This window comes from Sorangium sp. So ce185, from assembly GCF_051526825.1.
Lineage (GTDB): Bacteria > Myxococcota_A > Polyangia > Polyangiales > Polyangiaceae > Sorangium > Sorangium cellulosum_D.
In genome coordinates this window covers 6,150,776-6,174,005 of sequence record NZ_CP150316.1, presented here as the reverse complement: position 1 = coordinate 6,174,005, position 23,230 = coordinate 6,150,776, and the positions used below count along the sequence as shown (strand labels likewise).

At 73.4% G+C, this 23,230-nt stretch carries 17 protein-coding genes and 2 tRNA genes; 12 read left to right on the top strand and 7 right to left on the bottom strand.

Annotated elements, in window-relative coordinates:
- Positions 1-167: 167 nt before the first annotated feature.
- The 3 genes from WMF26_RS22595 to WMF26_RS22585 all read right to left on the bottom strand — a co-directional run bounded on the left by WMF26_RS22595 (position 168) and on the right by WMF26_RS22585 (position 3,522).
- Positions 168-1,580, bottom strand: a complete 1,413-nt coding sequence (locus WMF26_RS22595) for a hypothetical protein (protein ID WP_438001998.1) — start codon at positions 1,578-1,580, stop codon at positions 168-170.
- A 93-nt stretch (positions 1,581-1,673) separates the two neighbouring features.
- Positions 1,674-2,978 carry a hypothetical protein gene (locus WMF26_RS22590; protein ID WP_438001997.1) on the bottom strand — a complete coding sequence of 435 codons (1,305 nt, stop codon included), beginning with the start codon at positions 2,976-2,978 and terminating at the stop codon, positions 1,674-1,676.
- A 127-nt stretch (positions 2,979-3,105) separates the two neighbouring features.
- On the bottom strand, positions 3,106-3,522 hold the full coding sequence (locus tag WMF26_RS22585; protein WP_061627290.1) for a YbjN domain-containing protein: 417 nt from the start codon (positions 3,520-3,522) through the stop codon (positions 3,106-3,108).
- Between the two features lie 210 nt (positions 3,523-3,732).
- Here WMF26_RS22585 and WMF26_RS22580 point away from each other — a divergent pair, with 210 nt between their 5' ends.
- Positions 3,733-5,529, top strand: coding sequence for an N-acetylmuramoyl-L-alanine amidase (locus tag WMF26_RS22580; RefSeq protein ID WP_438001996.1), 1,797 nt, complete (start codon positions 3,733-3,735; stop codon positions 5,527-5,529).
- Positions 5,530-5,569: 40 nt separating this feature from the next.
- On the opposite strand, the gene WMF26_RS22575 is transcribed toward WMF26_RS22580, so the two are convergent.
- The gene (locus WMF26_RS22575; RefSeq protein WP_020736479.1) at positions 5,570-6,157 is read right to left on the bottom strand and encodes a response regulator; all 588 of its coding nucleotides are present in this window, start codon (positions 6,155-6,157) and stop codon (positions 5,570-5,572) included.
- Positions 6,158-6,160: 3 nt separating this feature from the next.
- Complete coding sequence (locus tag WMF26_RS22570) at positions 6,161-7,072, bottom strand: NUDIX hydrolase (RefSeq protein ID WP_438001995.1); 912 nt, start codon at positions 7,070-7,072, stop codon at positions 6,161-6,163.
- 521 nt (positions 7,073-7,593) lie between these two features.
- Here WMF26_RS22570 and WMF26_RS22565 point away from each other — a divergent pair.
- A complete protein-coding gene (locus tag WMF26_RS22565; protein ID WP_020736477.1) occupies positions 7,594-7,956 on the top strand; it encodes a TraR/DksA family transcriptional regulator in 363 nt (120 codons plus the stop codon).
- A gap of 116 nt (positions 7,957-8,072) precedes the next feature.
- On the opposite strand, the gene uvrA is transcribed toward WMF26_RS22565, so the two are convergent.
- The gene (uvrA, locus tag WMF26_RS22560) at positions 8,073-11,042 is read right to left on the bottom strand and encodes an excinuclease ABC subunit UvrA (protein ID WP_438001994.1); all 2,970 of its coding nucleotides are present in this window, start codon (positions 11,040-11,042) and stop codon (positions 8,073-8,075) included.
- A gap of 295 nt (positions 11,043-11,337) precedes the next feature.
- Here uvrA and WMF26_RS22555 point away from each other — a divergent pair, with 295 nt between their 5' ends.
- From WMF26_RS22555 to WMF26_RS22510, 10 genes are all read left to right on the top strand, one after another.
- Complete coding sequence (locus WMF26_RS22555) at positions 11,338-12,399, top strand: formylglycine-generating enzyme family protein (RefSeq protein WP_438001993.1); 1,062 nt, start codon at positions 11,338-11,340, stop codon at positions 12,397-12,399.
- Position 12,400: 1 nt separating this feature from the next.
- Entirely contained in the window at positions 12,401-13,390 is a 990-nt protein-coding gene (locus WMF26_RS22550) for a formylglycine-generating enzyme family protein (protein ID WP_438001992.1), read from the top strand.
- A gap of 187 nt (positions 13,391-13,577) precedes the next feature.
- Positions 13,578-13,651 (top strand) — tRNA-Ile (locus tag WMF26_RS22545).
- 35 nt (positions 13,652-13,686) lie between these two features.
- Positions 13,687-14,442: a zinc ribbon domain-containing protein gene (locus WMF26_RS22540; RefSeq protein WP_438001991.1), complete on the top strand. Its 756-nt coding sequence runs from the start codon at positions 13,687-13,689 to the stop codon at positions 14,440-14,442.
- A 13-nt stretch (positions 14,443-14,455) separates the two neighbouring features.
- The gene (locus tag WMF26_RS22535) at positions 14,456-15,751 is read left to right on the top strand and encodes a serine/threonine-protein kinase (RefSeq protein WP_438001990.1); all 1,296 of its coding nucleotides are present in this window, start codon (positions 14,456-14,458) and stop codon (positions 15,749-15,751) included.
- A 215-nt stretch (positions 15,752-15,966) separates the two neighbouring features.
- Positions 15,967-16,443: a hypothetical protein gene (locus tag WMF26_RS22530; protein ID WP_020736473.1), complete on the top strand. Its 477-nt coding sequence runs from the start codon at positions 15,967-15,969 to the stop codon at positions 16,441-16,443.
- 24 nt (positions 16,444-16,467) lie between these two features.
- Positions 16,468-18,870: a PrkA family serine protein kinase gene (locus tag WMF26_RS22525; RefSeq protein WP_438001989.1), complete on the top strand. Its 2,403-nt coding sequence runs from the start codon at positions 16,468-16,470 to the stop codon at positions 18,868-18,870.
- Positions 18,871-18,878: 8 nt separating this feature from the next.
- Entirely contained in the window at positions 18,879-19,682 is an 804-nt protein-coding gene (locus tag WMF26_RS22520; protein WP_438001988.1) for a TatD family hydrolase, read from the top strand.
- A 94-nt stretch (positions 19,683-19,776) separates the two neighbouring features.
- Positions 19,777-21,174, top strand: a complete 1,398-nt coding sequence (locus WMF26_RS22515) for an energy transducer TonB family protein (protein WP_438001987.1) — start codon at positions 19,777-19,779, stop codon at positions 21,172-21,174.
- Positions 21,175-21,277: 103 nt separating this feature from the next.
- Positions 21,278-21,354: transfer RNA gene (locus WMF26_RS22510), tRNA-Met, on the top strand.
- Positions 21,355-21,416: 62 nt separating this feature from the next.
- Here the strand turns inward: WMF26_RS22510 and WMF26_RS22505 are convergent.
- On the bottom strand, positions 21,417-23,108 hold the full coding sequence (locus tag WMF26_RS22505; RefSeq protein ID WP_438001986.1) for a L,D-transpeptidase: 1,692 nt from the start codon (positions 23,106-23,108) through the stop codon (positions 21,417-21,419).
- Between the last annotated feature and the right edge of the window lie 122 nt (positions 23,109-23,230).

Below are 23,230 nucleotides of genomic sequence, written 5' to 3'. Positions count from 1 at the left end.
TCTTCCGTCTCCCGTCTTCGTGCGCGTCCCTCGTGCGCGTGCGCGTGCGCGCTGATTCCGGGGAATCGCGCACGCGCACGCGCACGGAAGAACGAAGACGGAAGACGGGAACGAGAGACGGGGACGAGAGACGGACGACGATGTGTCAGTCCCAGCGAAAAACCGCTCTAGAAGGTCCCCGCGACGCCGAGGGCGGCCTGACCGGGCGCCACGAACGGCGCGATCGCCGTGATGCGCGGGCCGCCCGACGCGCTCTGCTGCTTCTGGGGGTACCAATCGATCATGGCGTACGTCGCGGTGCCGACGACCCCGACGCCGAGGAGGACCCACCCGGTGATCGCCCAGGGGAGCGCGCCGTCGTAGCGGTCGAGCTCGTCCCGGAGGGTCCCGCACGCGGTCTGGAAGCCGGGGAGGTCGCCCGAGGGATCCTCGCGCGCGCCGCAGGGCTGCGACCTTCGGTTCGCGGGGATCGTGCTCTCGTGGCTCGCGACGTACGCCTCGATCGTCTGCCCGACCTCGTCGGCGTTGCCGCGCGCGTTGACGACGATCGCCGAGCCGACGATCCCCATGACCAGACCGACGCCCGCGACGCCGGTCCCCACCCAGGCGAGCGGCTTGCGCGCGTACCAGTGGAAGAACGGCTCGCGGCCGCCGGAGGTCTGGTCCGGGCCCATCGTGCCCAGCGTGCTGCTCGTCGAGACGCTGAGCCCGCCGGAGCCCGTCGCCGCCGCCGGCGGAGCGCTCGGCGCCGTCGCGCCGGGGGCCGCTGCGCCGGGCACCGTCGCGCCGGGTGCGGTCGCGCCGGGCGTCGTCGCGCCAGGCGCCGGCGCGCCCGGGGTCGTCGCGCCCGGCGTCGGCGAGCCGGGGGCCGGCTGCGCGGTGCCCGGCGGCGTGGCCCCCGGCGCGACGGCGCCCGGGGCCGGTGTTGTCGGCAGCGCCCCCGGCGCGGGCGTCGGCGCGCCGGCGGCGGGCGCGCCGGTCGTTCCCAGGGTGAGCGTCGCCGGCGTGGCCGTGCCGACCTTCGCGTCCACCTGGACCGTCGCCGAGCGGTCCTGGTAGGTCGCGAACAAGGTGTGCTTGCCGGGGGGCACGAACACCGGATCGAGCAGGGGCGCCTTGCCGACGAGGACGCCGTCGACGCTGATGTCCGCGCCGTTCGCGTCGGCCGTCACGATGATGAAGCCGGTCCGCCGCTTCACGTCGGCGAGCGCCTTCTCGGCGGCGGCGCGCTGGTCCGGGGTCGCGGTGGTGTGCTCGCGCAGGAACTGCTGGAGGTGCTTGCCGGCGTCCTCCAGGTGGTTGGAGCGAAGCTCGCTCTGCCCGAGGTTGAGCAGCACGGCCGGGTGACGCTTGAGCGCGTAGACCTGAAGAAACGCCGTACGCGCATCCTCGAACCGACCCGCGTCATACGCCTTGACGCCGTCCTCGTAACGCTGGCGCGCGACCTCGGTGACGGGATCGGACGCCTGCGCGAAGCAGAGCGGCTCGCCGAGAAGAGAGGAGGTGAGCCCGGCCTCGGTGAGCACAGCAGGAGCGAAGAGCGAGAGCAGGAGAACGGGGGCGCAGGCGCGTGTTTTCATGGCTCCTCAGGTCGGGCTTCGCCTCGTCGGCGTCCGCGGTAGGTGACTAACGACTGCAGCAAGCCTCGCTGCCGAGGCGGAAAGCGGGGCGCTTCAGAAGGGGGCATCGCGGATGATGCCTCCGCCCTTGTTGCCCCCGGTCGTGGTCCCGCGCTGCGCCGGCACAGGCTTCTTCGGTGCCGGAGCTGCCTTGGGCTCGGTCGCCGGCGTCGCCGGCGGCGCGGCGGCGGTGGGCGGCGCGGCGGCGGGCGGCGGCGCGGAGGATGACGGCGGCGCGGCGGCGGGAGACGTCGCCGCCGCGGAGGCCGGAGGGCTCGCCGACGCCGAGGCGCTCGGCGCCGGCGCAACGCCGACCTCCGTGGCAGCGGCGGCGGGCGAAGGGCCGTCGGTCGCCTGCGCGGCGGCGGCGGGAGGCGCCGCCGTCGCCGCGGACGGCGCCTCCGCCGCGGGCGGCGTGGGATCGGCGCCGGCGTCGTCGTGACGCAGGGCGCGGACGACGAAGAAGAGGAAGACCGCGCCGACGAGCGCGATGACGATCCGCAGCGCCGCCTTGTTCGGCGTGGAGACCGGTAGCTCGATCGGATCGTGGTCCTCCGTGCGCACGGCGGACGCGGCGACCGAACTGGCGCCCTCCGTCGCCGGGCGCGCGGCGCGAGAGCGGGTGCGCGCAGGCCGCGCGGACGGCGGCTCAGGCTCAGGGGAGGGGGCCAGCTCCGGGCGCCCCGGTTCAGCGGCCCGCGCGCCGGCCTCGCCGCCGCGCTCGGCCGCAGGCGCGTCGTCCGTCGCGTCCGGCGCGCCGACGCCCACGCGCGTCTTTCCGGCGGGCGCGAGGTACTGGCCCGGCTTCGCCGCGCCGCCCTCCGGAGCGCCGGCGCCGGCAGCGCCGCCGTGCGTCTGGGCATCCGCGAGCGGTCGAGGAGACGGGCTGTCCTGCGCGCCAGCATCGGGAGCGCCCGCTGCCGCCCTGGGCGCGGCCTCCGCGGCCGGCGTCCCCGGCGCGTCGTCGCCGACGGCGATGGTCGGGACCCCTTCGATCACGGTATCGGACACGCCAGAGGCGCCGGCGGGCGGCGCTTCCAGCACGCGCGCCGCGGGCGCGATCGGCGCGGCAGAGAAGGCGGCCATCGCCGGCTCACGCCCCGCGGCCGGCGCATCGGCGGGGGGCGCCGCCGCGGCCTCCGGCGGCTTCGTGGCCGGGGCGCCGGGGGCGCTGCCGCGCTCGTCGCCTCGGCCGCCGGGGGCGCTGCCGCGCTCGTCACCCCGAGCGCCGGGGGCGCTGCCCCGCTCGTCGAACCCCTCCCAGGAGGGCCGGATCGACGCCGCGATCCGATCCGCTTCCTCCGCAGAGAGGGAGCGCTCACCAGGTTCCGCGGTCGTCGGTCGCTCCCCCGCAGTCATCGCGGTGAGGAACTTATCACCCGCGTCTGCCGCACCGCAATCTCGCGACGGATCCGCGCGTCGCCCTCCCGCCGCGCGGCGGCGGGGGCGCGCGCCGCCCGACGCCCGGGGAGGCGCCTCGACCCGCTCATCCGCCGCGCACCTCGCGCAGCAGCGCGTCGTCCCACGTGTCGGCGACCTGGCTCACCGTCGTGACGATATCCTCGAACTCTTCGTACTCGAGCGCGCTGAGCCGCCGCAGGCAGCGCACCACCACCTCGTTGCGCGACCTGTCGATCGCGAACGCCGCGTCGGAGGTGGCGACGAAGCTGAGCTCCAGGAGGCGCCGGTAGAATGCCTCCCGCCCGCTCAGGGGGACGGCCATGATCGGCGAGAACACCATCAGGACCCCCTGGGCCTCGAGCACGTTGACGCCGATCGTCGCGCTCCCGTGCTGGAGCTGCGCGTACCCGGTCTCGTCGAGCGCGCTCGCGCCCGCGCCGCCCGGCGATCCGGCCCCGCCCCGAGCGCTCGCGGCGTACCGGGCGAGATACGCGTTGACCATGCTCGTCGCGTCGGCAAACCTCTCCCCCGACGCACGATCCGCGTAGAGGGGTTCTGTGGATGAAGTGGGCGTGAGGTCGGGCACGTGAAACCTCCGGGACGTATCGCCGTTCGCTCGGCGCGCGGGGCAGCTCTGGCGAAACCACGGCGCACCACCCCAGCGCAGCCGCATCGTAACGCCCTGGCCCTCTCGGCGATCACGCTTTTTGCAGTGGCCGCGCACACCCTCGGGTGCGGCGCCGACGGCGGCGCGCCCGCCGCTCCCGCCGCCCTCTCCGACGAGCAGCGCGCCGCCGCGCTGCTCGATCCGGGCGCGCTGCTCCCGCCCCGCGCCGAGACGGTCGCCCTCGCCGACGCCGTCGCCATCGCGTCGTCGCGGGCCGAGGCCGGGGCGCCGGCCGCCGCGCTCGCGGAGCTCGCCGCCGACCTTCGCGTGCGGCTCTTCCGCCTCGATCAGGCGGCCACCGACGCGCGCGAGGCGATGGAGCTGTACAGCGCCGCGGCGACCGCCTTCCGCGCCTCGGCCGATCCGGCCCACCTCGAGCGCGCGTGCCAGGCCGAGCGCCGCCGCGCGCTGCTCGCCGGCGAGCTCGCCCGCGACGCCGCCGTCGCGTACCGCGAGCTCTACCTGGTCTCCCGGCGCTACGCGGCCCTCTCGCCGCCCGCGTCCGGCGGCGCGCCGCCCGCGCCCTCGCCGTGCCTCGGCGCCATCGCGGTCGCCCTGGCGCAGGCCGTCGCCTACCGGCCCAGCGGGGACGCGCTGCGCGCCATGGAGCAGGAGGGGCACCGCGTCGAGGGCGTCGCGCTCGCGCTCGCGCTCGCGCCGGGCGCCTCCGCCGCGGCGGCGAGCGCGGCGCCGGTGCAGGCGACCGCCGATGCCGCGGGCGATCTCGTCGTCGCTCCACCGGCGTCCGCGGCGCCCGCAGGCCCGGTGAAGGTCACGTCGATCGAGCGGCACGGCTCGGACAAGGGGGCGCGCGTGGTCATCGAGCTCTCCGCGCCGACGACGTTCAACGTCGGCACGCTCCCGGCGGACGAGACCGCCGGCAAGGACGCGCGCATCTTCGTCGACATCGCGCGGGCGACGTCGCGCGGCGTCGCGCGGGAGATCGAGGTCGGCGGCGTCCTCAGGCGCGTGCGCGTCGGCGTGCAGCCGAAGGGCACGCGCGTCGTCCTCGATCTCGCCGCCAACCTGTACCGCCGGATCTTCTACCTGCCCGAGCCGTTCCGGATCGTCGTCGACGTGAGCACCCGCCCGCCGGTGCGCGACGACGAGGCCAAGCCCGGCGGCGCGCGGGAGGTCCGGCGCGTCGCGATCGACCCCGGGCACGGCGGCAACGACACCGGCGCGGTCGGCCCGACCGGGTTGAAGGAGAAGGACGTGACGCTCGACGTCGCCCACCGCGTCGCCCCGCTCCTCGCGCGCGAGCTCAAGATCGAGACGCTCCTCACCCGGGACAGCGACGTCTACGTCCCGCTCGAGCTCCGCACCGCGCGCGCGAACGCGTTCCACGCCGACCTGTTCGTCTCGATCCACTGCAACGCCAGCGACAACGGCCGCGCGCGCGGGGTCCAGACCTTCTCGCTCGCGGCGCCTCACGACGCCGAGTCGACGTCGGCCGCGCTCGCGGCGCGCGAGAACGCCGCCCGCGCCGCCAGGGGAGGGCAGGGCGCCGATCCGGGCGATCCCGACGCCCGCCGCGAGGTGGCGGCGATCCTGTCGAACCTCAACGTCGGCGACATGGCGGCCCGCTCGCGCCACTTCGCCGAGCTCCTCCAGCGGTCGTCGCTCGCCTCGCTGTCGCCCCGCTACCCGGACACGAAGGACCAGGGCGTCAAGGGCGCGGGCTTCTTCGTCCTCGCGGGCGCCGACATGCCGGCCGCGCTGTTCGAGACCTCGTTCATCTCGAACCCCGAGGACGAGGCGCGCCTCGCCACCGCCGATTTCCGGCAGAAGATGGCGGACGCCATCGTGAACGCGATCCGCGCCTACCGCGAGGGCAAGTGAAGGGCGAGGACGGCCCAGAGAGGCGCCGCCCGCGCCGGGATCACCCCCGCTCGAGGCCCATGAGCCGCTCGAGCGAGTCGCGCAGCTCGCCGGCCTCGCCCTTCTTGATGAAGTCGTAGGCGCCGGCCTCGGTCGCGTTCTTCTTCATCTCCTCGTGGTTCGAGTAGACGATACAGCGGATGTGCGAGGTCGAGTCGATCGACCGGAGGCGCTCCAGGCAGCGCACGCCGTCGAGCCCCGGCATCATCACGTCCAGGATGAGCGCGTCGGGCTGGAGATTGCCCACCGCGACGAGGGCGTCGAACGGATCCTGGAACGTGGTCAGGTCGAACCTCCGCGAGAGGGTCTTGCGGAGGGCGGCGAGGACGGCGGGGTCGTCGTCGACCACGACGACCTTCGGCTTGCCCATCCGCAGGATCTCCGGGATGGGGTAGCCGTACTTTCGGAGGAAATCGAGCACGTCCAGCCGCCGGAAGCGGAGGTGCCGTCCGGGCGTGCGGAAGTGGCGGATTTCCCCCTTGTCCGCCCAGTTGTGGATGGTCTTGAGGTCCACCTGACAGAAGCGCGCGACGTCGCTCGCGGTGAACAGCTCGGGCTGCGTCGTGTTCTCTTTCGGGTTCGTTTCCATGGCTCACTCCTCGAGATCAGGCGTCGCCGGCACGGAGGGGGCATTCGTCTGGGGGGTGTCGAAGCTCGTCGTGGATCTGGGCTCTCGTTCCTGTTTGATGTGGATCGGGGATCCATGTGCGCAGCATTCTTCAGCGACGAAGCGCCCGTCGCGCAGGACATAACGGGTCGGGCCGTCGACGCGCCGCTCGCGGAGCTCGTGCGAGGGGTCGCCCGGCAGCGCCAGGTAGGGCGGCTCGGCCCCATCGCCCGGGACGAAGCGCGGGCAGATCGGCAGGAGCGGCTGGCGTTCCGCGAGCGCCACGGCGCTGCGCACGTCCCGGGCCGCGGCGAGCAGCTCGAGCGTGCGCGACGTCGGCGGGGCGAGAACGATCTCGCCACGCGCGGCGCGCTCCAGCACCTCCGAGGGCGAGGCCCAGAAGCTCGTCGTCGTCTCGTGCCCGTCGTGGCGCCCGACCTGGCCGCGCGGCAGCGGCAGCAGGAAGAAGCGCGCGTCGAAGCGGCGCGCCTCGGCGGCGGGGGTGATCCACCGGGCCCACGGCACGAGCGCCGCGAGGGCGAGCTTCAGGCCACGCCGCTCGAGGCTCGCGTCGAGCGGCGTCCCGGCGGCGAGCTCCCGCGCGACCGCGTCGATCTCGTCGCCGGACAGCGGCGGATCCGTCGGCAGGATCGCCCCCTCCTCCAGCGTCTCGCGGCACGCCGCCACGCACAGCGCGCGCGCCGCGATCGCGTCCGTCGCGAGCGCAGCGGCGCGCGCCGGCGGATCGGTCGCCCGATCCCTCCAGACTTCCGCGCCGTCCTGCGCGTCCACCTTCCCACCCGGGAACACCACGGCGCCGCCCATGAAGCTCGAGCTCGCGTGGCGGCGGACGCAGAACACCTCGACCCCCACGCGACCGTCACGCAGGACGATCACCGTGGCGGCATCACGAGGTCGGATCGGGGTTCGGTTCTGATCGAAATCCAGCAATATGGGATAAATTTGTTCCACGTGAGCTGTCTTTCGTCAAACCGTCCGCTGCGTCTCTTTTCCGGCGTGCTCTGCGGTGAGCATGCGGGTTTGGGGCCAAAACCGCCGCTCTTTCCTGCACCTCGGGGCGCTCCCGCAGGCGCTTTCCACGCTCTCCCGACATCGATGCCGCTGCGAGCGATCGGTCGCGGCCGTTGCGCCGAGTGCGGCGCCGCAGCGGTGCATGCAGCGGTGATCGCCGCGCGCATCGGACGAACTCTGCCACCGACGGAGGCGTCGTTGACGGGCACGGCGCTCACGCCTAGAATCCCGCGCCTCGCTATTTCGGGGGGCTATCTGGCCTCTCCGGACATGTCGCGGAGCCGTAAGCCCCGTTCCGGCAGCCCGGGGGTCGACGCCCCGCGGCTTGCATGCGCCAGGGAGCTCAGACGGCGGCGCCGAACGGCGCATTCGACGCGAGAGGACCTATGAACAAGGCCCAGCTGAAAAAGTTCAAGACCCTGCTTGAGACGAAGCGCGACGAGATCGTCAAGAAGGCCAAGCAAACGCTGACCGAAGACATGATGCTCGACGCGAACGATCTCCCGGACGAGATGGACCTCGCGTCGAGCGAGTACCTGCAGTCGTTCACCTTCCGGCTCCGCGGCCGCGAGAAGTCGTTCCTCGACAAGATCCACAAGGCGCTCCTGAAGATCGAGGACGGCACGTTCGGCCAGTGCGAGGAGTGCGAGGAGGAGATCTCGGCGAAGCGCCTCGAGGCGCGCCCCGAGACGACCCTCTGCATCCGCTGCAAAGAGGACCAGGAGCGGGTCGAGAAGGACTACGGCTGAACGCCGCGCGCGGAGGTCCGCCTCGGCGGCCTCCGCGGTGGTGCCGCCGCGCCGTCGGGCGTGCGCTCCGCCTCCGGTCCACCTCGCGAGGACCGGGCGGGGCCACGCCCGCTCTTTTATTTGCGGGCCGCCGCCTTGCCGCGCGGCGCCTGCGGGCCGCGGCGCTTGGACGCCGCGAGCACCTCGCGCAGGTACGCGCCGGTGAACGACGCCTCCTCCTGGGCGACGTCCTCCGGGGTGCCCGCCGCGACGATCGTCCCGCCGCGCTCGCCGCCCTCGGGGCCGAGATCGATCACCCAGTCGCTGCACGCGATGACGTCGAGGTTGTGCTCGATGACGAGGACGGTGTTCCCGGCGTCGCGCAGGCTCATGAGGCTCGCGGTGAGCACCTCGATGTCCGAGAAGTGCAGGCCCGTGGTCGGCTCGTCGAGCACGTAGAGCGTGCGGCCGGTGGCCTTGCGCGCGAGCTCGCGCGCGAGCTTCACGCGCTGCGCCTCGCCGCCCGAGAGCGTCGTCGCGGGCTGGCCCAGCGTGATGTAGCCGAGGCCGACCCGCGCGAGCGCGGCGAGCCGCTCGCGGACGCGGGGGAGCGCCTCGAACTGCTCGATCGCCTGCTCGACCGTGAGGTCGAGCGCGTCCGCGATCGACATCCCGCGGTAGAGCACCTCGAGCGTCTCGCGGTTGTACCGGCGGCCCCCGCACGTCTCGCACGTGACGAAGATGTCGGGCAAGAAGTGCATCTCGATCCGGAGCACGCCGTCGCCCTGGCACGCCTCGCAGCGGCCGCCCTTCACGTTGAACGAGAAGCGTCCCGCCTTGTACCCGCGCGTCCTCGCCTCCGGGAGGCCCGCGTACAGCTCGCGGAGCAGCCCGAAGACCCCCGTGTACGTCGCCGGGTTGGAGCGCGGCGTGCGGCCGATGGGCGCCTGATCGATCGAGATCACCTTGTCGATGTGCGAGAGGCCCTCGATGCCGTCGCACGCGCCGATCGGGGCGGAGCTCCGGTACAGCTCGTTCTTCGCGGCCGGCAGGAGCGTGTCGACGATGAGGCTCGACTTGCCGGAGCCGGACACGCCCGTGACCGTGCAGAACAGGCCGACCGGGATCTCGGCCGTCACGTTGCGGAGGTTGTGCGCCCGCGCGCCGGCCACGCGGATGAAGCGCCCGTCGGGGCGCCGGCGCTTCGTGGGGATCGCCAGCTGCTTCTTGCCGCTGAGGTAGGGGCCCGTGATCGACGCGGGATCGGCGCTCAGCTCCTCGGGCGTGCCCTGCGCCACGACGTTGCCGCCGTGCACGCCCGCGCCCGGGCCCATGTCCACGACGTGGTCGGCCGCGAGGATGGCGTCGCGGTCGTGCTCGACGACGACGACGGTGTTGCCGAGATCCACGAGCCGCCGGAGCGCCTCGAGCAGGCGCGTGTTGTCGCGCGCGTGCAGGCCCACCGAGGGCTCGTCGAGCACGTAGAGCACGCCGACGAGCGCGGCCCCGATCTGCGTCGCCAGGCGGATGCGCTGCCCCTCGCCGCCGGAGAGGGTCTGCGCGGAGCGATCCAGCGTGAGGTAGTCGAGCCCGACGTCGATGAGGAAGCCGAGGCGGGCGATCACCGCGCGGAGCAGCGGCTCGGCGATCGCGCGCTCGCGCGGCGCGAGCCCGCCGTCGACCGACGGCTCGCCCGCGGCGTCGCCGCCGCCGGTGGGCCGCGGCGCCCCGTCCTTGGGCGGCATGAGCCCCTCGAGGAAGGTGCGCAGCGTGCGCAGCGGCAGGGTGCCGACGTCCGCGATGTTGCGATCGCCGAGGCGGACGGCGAGCGCCTCGGGGCGCAGGCGCCTGCCGTCGCAGGCGTCGCACACCCGCGTGATGACGAAGCGGCCGATCTCGTCGGAGAGCGCGGCGCTGTCCTCGTCGGGATCGGCGTCCTCCTCGTCGGCGAGGGCGGGCTCGCCGCTGCTCAGGAGCCGCTCGAGCCGCGGGATGATCCCCTCGTAGGCCGCCTTCTTCTTCCCCCGGCCGCCGGCGCCCGAGGCGTCGCTCCCCTCGAGGATGGCCTGCCGCACGGCCGCCGGCAGCTTCGCCCACGGCACGTCCGGATCGCAGCCGAGCGCGCTCACGGCCCGCTCCGTCTCGGTGGCGAGCGAGAGCGAGCCGCGGCGCCCCCACGCCACCACGGCGCCCTCGCGGAGCGTGCGCCGCGGATCGGGCACCACGCGGTCCGGATCGATGCGCGTCCTCGCGCCGATGCCGTCGCACGCGGGGCAGGCGCCGTGCGGGCCGTTGAAGGAGAACATCCGCGGCTCGATCGGCGGCAGGGAGATGCCGCAGTCGATGCACGCGAAGCGCTCGCTCATCCAGAGCGGCTCGATCTTCATGCCGTCGCTGGAGATGTCGACGAGCAGCCGGCCTTCGCCCAGCTTGAGGGCGAGCTCGACCGAGTCGGTGAGCCGGCCCTTGATGCCCTCCTTGACCACGATCCGGTCCACGACCACGTCGAGGTCGTGGGCGCGCGTGCGGTCGAGGACGATCTCGTCGCCGAGGTCGACGATCTCGCCGTCGATGCGCGCGCGCACGAACCCCTCGCGCCGCAGCCGCTCGATGTCGAGCTTCAGCTCGCCGCGGCGGCCCCGGGCGATCGGCGCCATGATCGTGACCCGCGTCTTGTCCCCGAAATCGAGGATGCGGTCGACGATCTGCTGCACGGTCTGGGCCTCGATCCGCTTGCCGCACGCGGGACAGTGGGGGGTGCCGACCCGCGCGAAGAGCAGGCGGAGGTAGTCCGAGATCTCGGTCACCGTGCCGACGGTCGAGCGCGGGCTCTTGGCCAGCGCGCGCTGCTCGATCGCGATCGCGGGCGAGAGGCCCTCGATCGACTCCACGTCGGGCTTGGACAGCTGCTCGAGGAACTGCCGCGCGTACGCGGAGAGCGACTCGACGTAGCGGCGCTGCCCCTCCGCGTAGATGGTGTCGAACGCCAGGGACGATTTGCCCGAGCCGCTCGGGCCGGTGATCACCACCAGGCGGTCGCGCGGAAGCGACACGCTGACGTTCTTGAGGTTGTGCTGCCGAGCGCCTCGAACGACCAGTCGATCCATAGGGGGAACCGGAGAGCTATCACACACGGCAGCGGGCGGGGCGCGCTCCTGCGCGCGCGCCGCTCTCCCGCTGCCTTCTCCGCCGTGCATGCCCGCATTCCCGGTGGGCGCGGCGCGTTTCCCGCTTGCTCGATGCGCGGCGCGTCTTCCCGTTCTTCCGGCGCGCAGCGCGTCGAGACGCGCCGCGCCGGACATGGTGTTCCGGAGGTCCTGCAATTCTTCTCACGTCGCTGCGCCGCGAGCTGGACTATGAGGGGGCGCGCGGGGTGACGTGGAAGCGCAACCTAGGAGCATCATGATGGCGGTCGGCGCCGGCGCTGCGCTCGGAGCGGTCGCGCTCCTCGCGCGGTACGCCCCCGAGCTCGAAGCGCTGCTGCTCATGCCGCCCCCTCCGCCCGGGCGCTCCGCGGTCCTGCCCGCCGCGCCGCGCTCCGCGGACGCCGCCGCGCCGGCCTCCCCGCCGCTAGCGTCAGGCACGCCCGGCGCGCCCGTTCGCTCGGTGGAGCCGGCGGCGTCGGCAGAAGGCTCGCCGCCCGCGCCGGCGCCGGTCCCGCGGGGCGCGCCGGCCTCCGCGGCCCCGCCGGTCGACCGCTTCGCGGACGATCCGGCGGCGCGCGCCGCGTGTCCGGCCGACATGACCCTCGTGGAGGGCGATTTCTGCCCGTCCCTCCCGTATGTCTGCGCCCGCGCCGGCGACGGGATCGGCCACGGCTGCGCCGAGTACGCGCGCGGCGCGCGCTGCCGGGCGGCCGTGGACCCCCGGCGCTTCTGCATCGACCGCCACGAGTGGCCGAACCGGGTCGGCGAGCTGCCGCGCGTCTACGTCGACTGGCACGAGGCGCGGTCGCTCTGCGCCTCGATCGGCAAGCGGCTCTGCCGGCGCTCCGAGTGGATCCTCGCTTGCGAAGGACCGAAGCGCCTGCCTTATCCTTGGGGATTCGTGCGCACGCCGAGCCCCTGCAACATCGATCGCGCCGCGATCGCGTTCGACATCGACGCGATGGTCGACGAGGAGACCCGCGAGGGCGAGATCGCCCGGCTGTGGCAGGCCGATCCGATCGGATCGCACCCGAACTGCATCAGCGCCTACGGGGCGTACGATCTCGCCGGCAACGTCGACGAGTGGACCGACAACCTGGCCGACGATCCGGGCACGTCGCGCCCGGCCACGCTCAACGGCGGCTACTGGGGTCCGGTGCGGAACACCTGCCGCCTCACGACGGGGGGGCACGGGCCGACCTTCAGGTTCTACCAGGCCGGCTTCCGCTGCTGCGCGGACACGGTCGACGGCGTCGTCACGCCGCCGCCGCGGCCGTTCATCGAGCGCGACCGCGAGAAGGACGGCGTGTACGACTGACATGCGCGAGCGCCTCGCCTTCATCGCCGCCCTCGCCGTCGCCGCCTTGGTGAGCGCGCTCCTCTTCGCCCCGCGCTTCCAGCGGCGGCCGGAGCCGCTCGACCTGTCGAGCGCGGCGCCGCCGGCGAGCGTCCCGCCGCCGGAGCCCGCGCCGCCCGCGCCGGCGTTCGCGCCCCCTCCGCCCCCGCCGCTGCCCGCGTACGTGCGCGTCAACCCGGCGAGCGCCACGGCGTGCCTCGGCGGGATGGTGCTCGTGGACGGCATCTACTGCCCCTACGTCGGCCACCACTGCGCCTCCTACATCGACGAGAAAAAGGACATCTGCGCGCGGTTCGAGCCCGAGGTCCTCTGCGAGGGGCGCCTCCAGCACCGGCGCTTCTGCATCGACGTCTTCGAGTACCCGAACATCGAGGGCGTCCGCCCTGCCGTGATGGTCAACTGGCTCGAGGCGAAGCGCGCCTGCGAGACCGAGGGCAAGCGGCTCTGCTCTGGCGAGGAGTGGGAGTTCGCGTGCGAGGGCCCGCAGATGTGGCCCTATCCCTATGGAATCGCTCGCGATCCCGAGGCCTGCAACATCGACAGGAAGATCGCGATGCCCGTGCTCGAGGTGTTCGGCGACCCCTGGAAGATCTCGGCGGAGGTCGAGCGGCTCGACCGCCGCGTCGCGTCCGGGGAGATGCACCGGTGCGTGAGCCCCTTCGGCGTGCGCGACATGACCGGCAACGTCGACGAGTGGGTCAACAACGAGCTCGGCCACCTGGACGAGCAGCCGTTTCGATCGACGCTGAAGGGCGGGTACTGGGGGCCGATCCGCTCGCGATGCCGCCCGGTGACCTCGACGCACAACCGGTGGTTCCGCTTCTATCAGGTCGGGTTCCGCTGCTGCGCCGACGCGCTCGACGGGGGCAAGGCCGTGTCCCCCGCCGCGAAGACGGCCCGCATCCCGCACCGCAGCCCGATGGCCGATCCGGCCGGGCGGCAGGGTCCGTGAGCGATCGCTGCCCGAGCGGACCCTCGTCGGCGGCGCGGCGCCGCCCGCGAAGGCCCGCCGGCGCCGCGGAGCCGCCGCCGCGAACCTGGGCGGCCGAAGCGCTCCCCTTCCAACTGCGCGCCGCTTGGACTACGTTGTCGGCCGGTGCGAAAGTGGGCGGACCCGAAGGGGCTTCGCTCATGCGCCAGGGCCTATAGCTCAATCGGTCAGAGCCCCCGGCTCATAACCGGGCTGTTCCTGGTTCGAGTCCAGGTGGGCCCACGAAAGCCACGAAACAGAAGGAGACAAGGAAGCACGTGAGCATCCGCGAGCAGATCGCATTCCTCGAAGAGCTGTCGGCCATCGACAGCGACATCCGCCGCATCGATGAGCAGCTCGACAAGCAGCGCGGCAGCCTGGAAGGGATGCGGTCCGAGCTGAAGCGGCTAGAGGAGCGGCTGAAGGCCGATCGGGAGACCCTGGCGGCCATGGAGAAGACGCGCTCCGAGCTCGTCGTCGAGCTCCGTCAGATGTCGACCCAGATCGAGCGATCGCGGGAGAAGCTGCAGCGCTCCCGCAACGAGCGCGAGTCGAACGCGGCGCAGCGCGAGATCGAGGAGCTGCGCAAGCTGCACCGCGATCGCGAGGAAGAGATCGAGCGCCTGAACGCCGCCTCCGAGGGCGCGCGCGGGGCGATCGATCAGGCCGAGGCGAAGCGCGTCGACCTCGCGGGGGCGATCGACGGCAGCGCGCCGGGGACGCAGGCGTCGCTGGCGGCGCTCGAGGCCGAGCGCGCCCAGCGGGCCGAGGCGCGCCAGCAGGTGGTCGGCAAGCTGCCGGTCGTGCTGTACCGTCGCTACGAGTCGATCCGCACGCGCAGGCCCGTCGCGATCGCCCGCACCTACGACGGCACGTGCCTCGGCTGCCACCTGTCCGTGCCGCCGATGATGTTCCAGAAGATGCGCCGCCAGGAGGAGTTCGAGCGGTGCCCGAACTGCAACCGGATCCTCTACTACATGCCGCCAGAGCCCGCGCCGGGCAGCTCGCCTGCCGCGGACCCCTCCCGCGCCTGACCCCGGGGGCGGCTTGAAGACCTGCTCCGCCTGCTTCAGGCTCTTCTCTCAGGACAGCGGCTTCTGCCCGATCGACGGGCAGCGCCTCATCCCGGTCGCGCAGGCCTCGCCGCCGCGGCACCCGGACGACCGGCGCGTCGGCGCGACGCTCTGCGGCGGGCGCTATCAGGTCTGGCGCATCGTCGCGGACGGGGGCATGGGGCGCGTCTACCAGGCGCTCGATCTCCGGGCTGGCCGCAGCGTCGCCCTGAAGATCCTCCACCCCGAGGTCGCGCTCGACGAGGTGAGCGTCGAGCGCTTCCACCGCGAGTTCGAGGTCAGCGCGTCGCTGCCCCACGAGCACATCGTCGAGGTGCTCGCCTTCGAGAAGACCGAGGACGACAGCTTCGCGCTCGTGATGGAGTACCTCGAGGGCGAGGAGCTGCGGACGGTCCTGAAGCGCGACAAGGTGCTGCCCCCCGAGCGCCTCGTGCGGATGCTGTCGCAGGTGGCGCTGGGCCTCGTGGAGGCCCACGAGCGCAAGGTCGTGCACCGCGATCTCAAGCCGGACAACATCTTCCTCGTCGGCACGCACGACGGCGACCGGGTGAAGATCCTCGACTTCGGCAGCGTGCGCGACAACAGCGAGGGCGCGAAGAAGCTGACCGTCGTCGGCACGACGATCGGCTCGCCCTTCTACATGTCGCCCGAGCAGGCGCAGGGGCTGCTCGCGCTCGACCACCGCGCCGACGTCTGGTCGGTCGCGGCGATCGTGTTCGAGTGCGTCACGGGGCGGGTCCCGTTCCACGCGCCGACCGGCCCGATGATCCTCGTCGCCATCATGGGCAGCAACCCGGTGCCCCCGAGCGAGGCGGGCAAGGCGTACGGGGTGCCCGCGTCGCTCGATCCGGTGATGGAGGCGGCGTTCATGAAGAGCCCGGAGGCGCGCCTCCCGTCGGTCGGCCTGCTGGCCGATCGCGTCGGTCAGGCGTACGGCCTCGCGGGGTCTCACCGCGACTGGGCGTACATGCCGCAGAAGGAGCTCGCGGCCCGGATCCGCGCCGCGATGCCGGCCGTGCTGGCCCGCCACCAGCAAGGCGCCGCGGGCGGCGGCGGCGACGGGCGATCGCGCGTCGGCGCGGCCGCCGCCGGCGCCGAGCGAGCGCCCGGCGCCGCCGCGGTCGCCGCGCCGTCGACGGGCGCCGCCGACGCGTTCGCCGAGGATATCGTCATGGGGGTGCCCCAGCGCATGCCGCGGTGGGTCGTCCCCGCGGTGGCCAGCGCGGCCGTGCTGCTCTGTGCGCTCGTCGCCCTGCTGATCTCGCGCTGAAACGCGGCTGGAGACGCGCCCGACCGCGCGCCCGTCAGGCGCCGCGGCGCGTGAGGCCGTCGCGGCGCCGCGGCGCGTGAGGCCGTCGCCGCGCCTGCGCCCGTCCTCACGGGCGCCGGGGGCCCCCTGTTCGCGCGGAAGCCGCCGCTGTGTTATTTGTGTTGACCATGAGCACTCATCCTTCAACTCGGACCCGCAAGCCTCTCCCCGCCGCGATGTGCCTGATCGCTCTCTCCGGGCTCACCGTCGTCGGCTCGGGGTGTAGCCAGAGCGAAGCGGCGACCTCCCGCAGCGTCGCGGATGTGCCTGCGGCGTCACCCCAGGGCGGAAAATCGAAGGTCGAGGATGCGGTCTACACCCTCGAGATGAAGCCGACGGGGACGTACAAGGCCGGCCAGGAGGGGGCCGTCGAGGTCTCGCTCCTGTCGAAGGGCGACTACCACATCAACGACAAATACCCCATCAAGTTCAAGGTCACTGAGCCGGCCGCCGAGGGCGTCACCTACCCGAAGCCCTTGCTCAAGCGAGAAGACGGCGCGTTCGAGGAGAAAAAGGGCGTCCTCAAGATCCCGTTCGTCGCGGCCAAGAAGGGCAAGGCCAAGGTGGCGGGCGTGCTCTCCTTCAGCATCTGTAGCGCCGCGAACTGCCTGATGCAGAAGCAGGAGCTCGAGGCGGTCATCGACGTGCAGTAGGCACAACGGTAAACTCGGCCTCACGTGAATAACGACACCTCCGGTAGCCGGGGGGGCCAGCCCAGCGCGGTCGGCCCCAGCCAGACAGTTCAAGGCAGCGCGGCGGAGCGGGCTCGAAAGGCCCTCTCCGAGCTCGACGCCATCGCCACATCGATGGCGCGGCGCTTCAACGAAGAGCAGCGGGTCCTCTCCTTCCAGCAGTACCTGGAGCTGTTCGCCTCGAACCCGGTCCGCTTCGGTCGCGACGCGGCTCGCTACGTCCGCGACATGTTCGACCATTTCGGCACGCGGACGATCAAGAAGCCCTGGGGGGAGCTGACCCGCTTCCAGCTGTTCGATCTTCCGTGGGAGCTCCCTGCGGCCGAGGCGGCGCAGCAGGGCGTGACGCCGTCGGCCGCGTATCACGGGCGGGATTTCGCGCTGATCGGCCACGAGGAGCTCCAGGCCGAGGTCTACCGGGTGCTCTGCAACTTCGTGCGCGAGGGCAGGGCCAACCGGCTCGTCCTGATGCACGGGCCGAACGGCTCGGCGAAGAGCACGCTCGCCGCCTGCATCCTGCGGGCGCTGGAGCACTACTCGACCCTCGACGAGGGCGCGCTGTACCGCTTCCACTGGGTCTTCCCGAGCCGCAAGACGACGCGCGGCTCGATCGGCTTCGGCGGCGACGTGAAGGCGAGCGCCGCGGACGGCGCGAGCTACGCCCACCTCGAGGACGATCAGATCGACGCGCGGCTCGTGATCGAGCTCCGGGACCACCCGCTGTTCCTGCTCCCGGTGCGCGAGCGGCGCGCGCTCATCCTGAAGCTCTACGAGGACGCCGGCGCGACGGAGCCGCCGCCCGAGTGGCTGATGAGCGGCAAGCTGTCCCACAAGAACCAGCAGGTCTTCGAGGCGCTCCTCGTGGCGAGCAACGGCTCGCTCGCCGAGACGCTGCGGCACGTCCAGGTCGAGCGGTACTTCATCTCGCGCCGCTACCGCGTCGGCGCCGTCACGATCGGCCCGGAGCTCTCGGTCGACGCCGGCGAGCGGCAGATCACGGCGGATCGCTCGCTCGCCTCGCTGCCGACCTCCCTCCAGGCGACGACGCTCTTCGAGGCGCACGGCGAGCTCATCGAGGCGGCCGGCGGCGTGCTCGAGTTCAGCGATCTGCTGAAGCGCCCGCTCGACGCGTTCCGCTACCTCCAGCTCACGCTGGAGACCGGCGAGGTCAGCCTGCCGCAGCAGACGGTGCAGACGAACGTCGTCATGATCGGCAGCGCCAACGACGTGCACCTCAACGCGTTCCGGGAGCACCCGGAGTTCCCGAGCTTCCGCGGGCGCTTCGAGCTCCTGCGCGCGCCCTACCTCCGGAGCTACCTCGACGAGCAGACGATCTACGACGCGCAGATCGTCCCGTTCGTGACCCGCCACGTCGCCCCGCACGCGACGCGCGTCGCCGCGCAGTTCGCCGTGCTCACCCGCATGCGCCAGCCGGAGGCGAAGCGGTACCCCGACGCGCTCGCGCCGCTCGTATCGAGCCTCACCGCGGTCGAGAAGATGGAGCTGTTCGCGACGGGCACGGCGCCGGAGCGGTTCGACGCCGAGGCGCAGAAGGTGCTGCGCGCGGGCATCGAGGCCATCTATCACGAGAGCGACGCGTCGGTGGACTTCGAGGGGCGGCTCGGCGTCTCGCCGCGCGAGGTGCGGACGCTCCTGCTCGACGCGGCGCAGAGCCCGGACCACGCGTGCCTCTCGCCGTTCGCCGTGCTCTTGGAGCTCGACGCGCTCTGCAAGCGGCAGGCGGAGTACGACTGGCTCAAGGAGAAGCAGCTCGCGGGCGGCTACCACGACCACCGGCTCTTCCGCGAGGTCGTGCGCACGCGCCTGCTCGACACGATCGAGGAGGAGATGCGATCGGCCAGCGGCCTCGTCGACGAGACCCGCTACGCCGAGCTGTTCGATCGGTACATCTCCCACGTCGGCGTCTGGGTGAAGGGCGAGAAGATCCGCAACCCGCACACGGGCGACTTCGAGAACCCGGACGAGCGCATGATGCGCGAGGTGGAGGCGCTGCTCGGCGTCCGCACGAAGCACGACGACCACCGGCGCGGCCTGATCTCGGCGATCGCCGCGTGGGCCATCGACCACCCGGGCCAGAAGATCGTGAACGCGGTCGTGTTCCCGCAGCAGATCCGCAAGCTGCGGGAGGCGGTGTTCACGGAGCGGCGCAAGGGCGTGGCGCTGCTCGTGCGCGACCTCGTCGCGCTCCTCCGAGACGCGCAGGGCGACGGCAAGTCCGAGAAGGGATGGGGCGAGCTGCGCGAGGAGGAGCGCAGGAACGCGACGCGCGCGCTGGAGCGGCTGCACGGGATGGGCTACTGCGATCGCTGCGCGCTCGACGCCGCGAGCGCGCTGCTCCGCGCGCGCTTCGCGGAGCTCGTCACCTGAGCCGAAGCATGCTCATCGACTCGCACTGCCACGTCGACCCGCACCATTTCCGCGAGGGCGCGGACGCTGTCCTCGACCGCGCGCGCGCCGCCGGCGTCGACGCGTTCGTGGTCGTCGGCGTCGACGCGGATCTGTCCGCGGCGCGCTTCGCCGCGGAGCTGGCGGCGCGGCGCGCCGACGTGCACGCCGCGGTCGGCGTCCACCCGCACGACGCCTCCGCCCTGGATGACAGGATGCTCGCGGAGCTCGAGGCGCTGGCGCGCCGCCCCGAGGTCGTGGCCGTCGGCGAGATCGGCCTCGACTACCACTACATGCACTCGCCGAAGGACACACAGCAGCGCGTCTTCGCTGACCTCGTCGCCCTCGCGCGGCGGGTGCGGAAGCCGATCGTCATCCACACGCGCGAGGCGCCGGAGGACACGCTCGCCATCCTGGAGCGCGCAGGCGCGAGCGACGTGGGCGGCATCATCCACTGCTTCTCCGAGGATCGCGCGTTCGCCGAGAGGGCGCTCGCGCTCGACTTCGATCTCTCGTTCTCGGGCATCGTCACCTTCAAGAGCGCGCGCGCGATCCAGGAGGTCGCCGCGTGGGCGCCCGGGGACCGGATCCTGGTCGAGACCGACAGCCCCTACCTCGCGCCCGTGCCGTTCCGCGGGAAGCGGTGCGAGCCGGGGCACGTGCTGCACACGGCCCGCTTCGTCGCGGAGCTCCGGGGCGAGCCGTTCGAGGCGCTCGCCGCGCGCACCGCGGAGAACACCCGCCGGCGGCTGCGGCTGGCGAAGGGCGACGCGCCCGCCGCGCCCGCCGTCTGACACGCGCACGACGTCGGACACGAGCGCCACGCTCCTCCGGCGGTGCCGCCTGCGGGCTCGCCTCGTGTTCGTTTCGAGGCATAGTGACAGGACGATGCAGAGATCACGCGACGGCCGCCGGATCGCGTCCGCGTGGGCGCTCTCCGTCGCTGCCCACGCCGGGCTCGTCGGGGCAGGCGCGGCGATCGTCGCGGGCTCGCTCTCGACGCAGGAGGTGACGCTCGCGCGCACCGCCGGCGCGCCGGCCGCGCCGAGCGCGCCGATCGAGATCGAGCTTCCGGTGGTCTCGGACGGCACGCTCGACAGCGCGCCGGCGATCGCGCCCGAGCTGCCGGCGAGCCTCCCGCGCGGCGGAGGCGAAGCCGCGGCGCGGCCGGACACGGGCACGCGCGGCCGCGGCGGCACGGACGCGACCGCGCTGCCCGCGCTGAACCTCGCGGACAGGGACGACGCGACCTTCCTGTCGCCCGAGGTCCGCTCGCGGCTCGACAGGAGCCAGATCCAGCGCATCCGCTCGTCGTCGCGCCGCGCGTCGCGCGAGGACTGGCGCGCCAGCCGGGAGCCCACGGAGCTCACGTTCCTCGCGGGCGGCCGCGTCGGCAGCCGGCCCGAGCGACGGTCCGCGGCCGAGCGCGATCCGTCGGTCGGGGCGCGCGACAGCGGCGCGCCCGAGCGTCGGGGCGGCCCGCTCGGCGCCGCGGCGCGGCCCGCGGGCGCCGAGGGCGCGGCCGACGCGTCAGGCGCGCCCGGCGCGACGCTGTCGCTCGGAGCGACGCCGCGCGCGGTCGGCGGGGCCGTGGAGGGGGGCGAGCGCTCGTCCGCGGGGCTCGGCGTGCGCGACGGGCGGCCCGGCGCGGATCATCGCGACAGCGCGGCGGTCCCGCTGGCGCGGCCGATGGTCGCCGCGGGCACGCCCTCGGTCCCCGCGAACGTCGCGGGGCGCCCGAACGACACGGTCGACAGCGAGCAGGAGGTGGCGACGGCGATCCAGTCGCTCGTTCATGCGAGCTCGGCGGGCGGCGCGCGCGGGCTCGGTCCGGGCGGAGCGGCGGGGCCGGGCGCGACCGGCTCGGGCGGCGTGGCGGGCAGCGGCGCGCGCTCCAGCGCGCTCGGCTCCGGGCGCGGCCGGCTGCTCGACAACGATCCGCTCGATCGCCGCCGCAGCCTCTACATGCGGCAGGTCATGGCCAAGCTGCACCCGCTCTGGGCCGACGCGTTCCCCAAGTGGGCCGCGGGCGAGGGGCTCCAGGGGACCGTGATCGTGACCTTTGTGATCCGGGCGGACGGGACCGTGAGCAGCGCAGCGGTGACGCGGCCGAGCGGCATCCCGGAGTTCGACGAGAATTGCCGGCGCGCGGTGCTGCGCGGCGCGCCGTACCCACCGGTGCCCCCCGAGCTCGGCGAGAGCTTCCGGTGGTCGATGCCCTTCGAGGCGAGGAACCCGGCCGTCCTGCCGAAGCTCCCCGCGCGAACGATGAACGATGAACGATGAACGCCGCCTGAGCGCGCCACCCGAGCGCGTGGACAGCGTCGCAGCGCGCAAGACATCGCTTGACAGGGTCGGGACAGGGCGGTACTAGTCCGCCCTCGCTTCTGCCGAAGTAGCTCAGCTGGCTAGAGCAGGCGTTTCATACGCGCCGGGTCGGGGGTTCGATTCCCTCCTTCGGCACCAGAAATGGTGACAGTCGGCCGCTGGTCTCCCTGAATCGGGGGCCAGCGCTCGCGACTTGTTCCTCAGGGTCGGACGTGGACGAGGGTTCCTTCCTCGCCGCCGCTGTGCACCGCGTGCCAGCCGTCGGGGAGCTCAGGCTCGGTCCACAGGAAGATGCGCCGCGCGTCGACCGGCGTCAGCGCGATGTCGTGGAAGCCTTGCGCTTCGCCGACCCCGGCGCCCCAGTACATGCCGGTGATCGCGTGGCCCGGCGCGAAGTCCATCACCCACGGGGCGTCGGCGACGTCGAAGCTGTCGGCGACCTCGCGCGGATCGATGTTGCGCGTCACGTGCTTGCTCCGCACGCGGAAGGTGCCGCGCGCCGTCGACGCGCTCGACTCCGGATCGCGGAGCTGATCGCGGCCAGAGGAGATCAGCGTGGCGTAGATCGGCTTCTGCCCCTCGTAGGCCGTCAGCGTCTGGTTGGCCAGGCTGACGTCGAGCCAGCGCTGTGAGCCTTTCGCGAAGTCGGGGAACTTCGAGCGCCGCACGATGACGACGAGGTCCTGCGCGCGCAGCCAGAAGCCGTCGCGCGCCTCCTCGAAGCGCGTGCCGTCCACCGTCCTGAACTTGCCCGTGAGCGGCACGCCCGTGCGCCGCTCGAGCTCCTCGTCGTTGGGCGTCGCCTTGCCGCGACCGATCGACCACGTGGTGACGTCGTGGCGATGCACGAACGCCACGGGCAGCCCGACCTTCTCGACGTCGAGGCCGTGCCACGGCGAGCCGAGCGCGGCCTGCAGCCGATCGGTCGGGACGAGGCGGCCGTCCGGCGTCATGCCGAGCCTGCGGCCGTCGGCCTCGCCCGCGGTGAAGGTGCGGGTGATCGCGACCCCGCTGCCCTTGCGCAGCGCCGCCGTCTTCATCGCGGCGCGCAGGTCGACGGGCGCGCCGTCCTTCGCGCCCAGCTCGATCCCGAGCGCGGCGAGGGGCGGGAGCGGCGCGACCGCGTCGGCGAGCGGAAACACGAAGTAGCCCGACTCGGTCCTCCGCCCGTCCTCGCCGACGCCGTGCTGCTGCGGCAGCAGCACCGGCGGCCCGGTGGCGACGCCGCGCTCGTCGAGCGGGACGTCGTTGGCCGACGCGCCGAGCTGCGCGTCGCTGCGCTGCACGCGCTCGAGGTGGCGCTCGAGATCCGGCTCGGCGTGCCGCAGCTCCTCGCGGCTCGGCACCCCGGAGTACGCCGGGGTGCCCTGCGTCCTCGCGCGCCCATAGCGGTAGGGCAGGGGCCGCGACAGGTCGGGGGGCGCCGGCAGCACCGCGACCGCGTCGGTGTGCAGCGTCGCGCCTTCGCCCACGCAGACGAAGCCGCGGGGGCGGATCGCGTACCACCCTCCGCTGCACCCGGCGCGCCCGTACGGCTCCGACGACCGCACCACGGCGGCGCCAGGATAGAGCTCGCCGATCGTGCGCGCGCCGGCCTGCGGGCGCGCGAGCACGGGCGTCCCCGCGCGCAGGGCGACCAGCTTGGGCCCGTCCGCGGGCAGCGCGACGACCTCGGGCTCGCCGCCGCCTGCTTCGTCCTTCGATAGCTCCACCGACGCGGCCTTCGCCGTGCAGCCGGACAGGGCCAGCACGACGACCACGCCCGCGAGGCCGTCGAGGCGACGCGGCCGTGGGCCGCACGCGGAGCGTCGCGGCGCGCAGGGCGGCGGCGCCCCGAGGTCCGGAGGCGGCACCGGCCGGGAGGGCTCCGTCGGCATGGAAGCGAGCGGCATCGGCCGACGCATGCCCGACCTGCGCGCCCCGGGCCAAGTTCCAGGGCGCGGCGCGCCGCCCGGCCGCTGGCGCGGCGCGCCGCCCGGCCGCTGGCGCCGCGCCCGCGTCGACGCCATGAGTT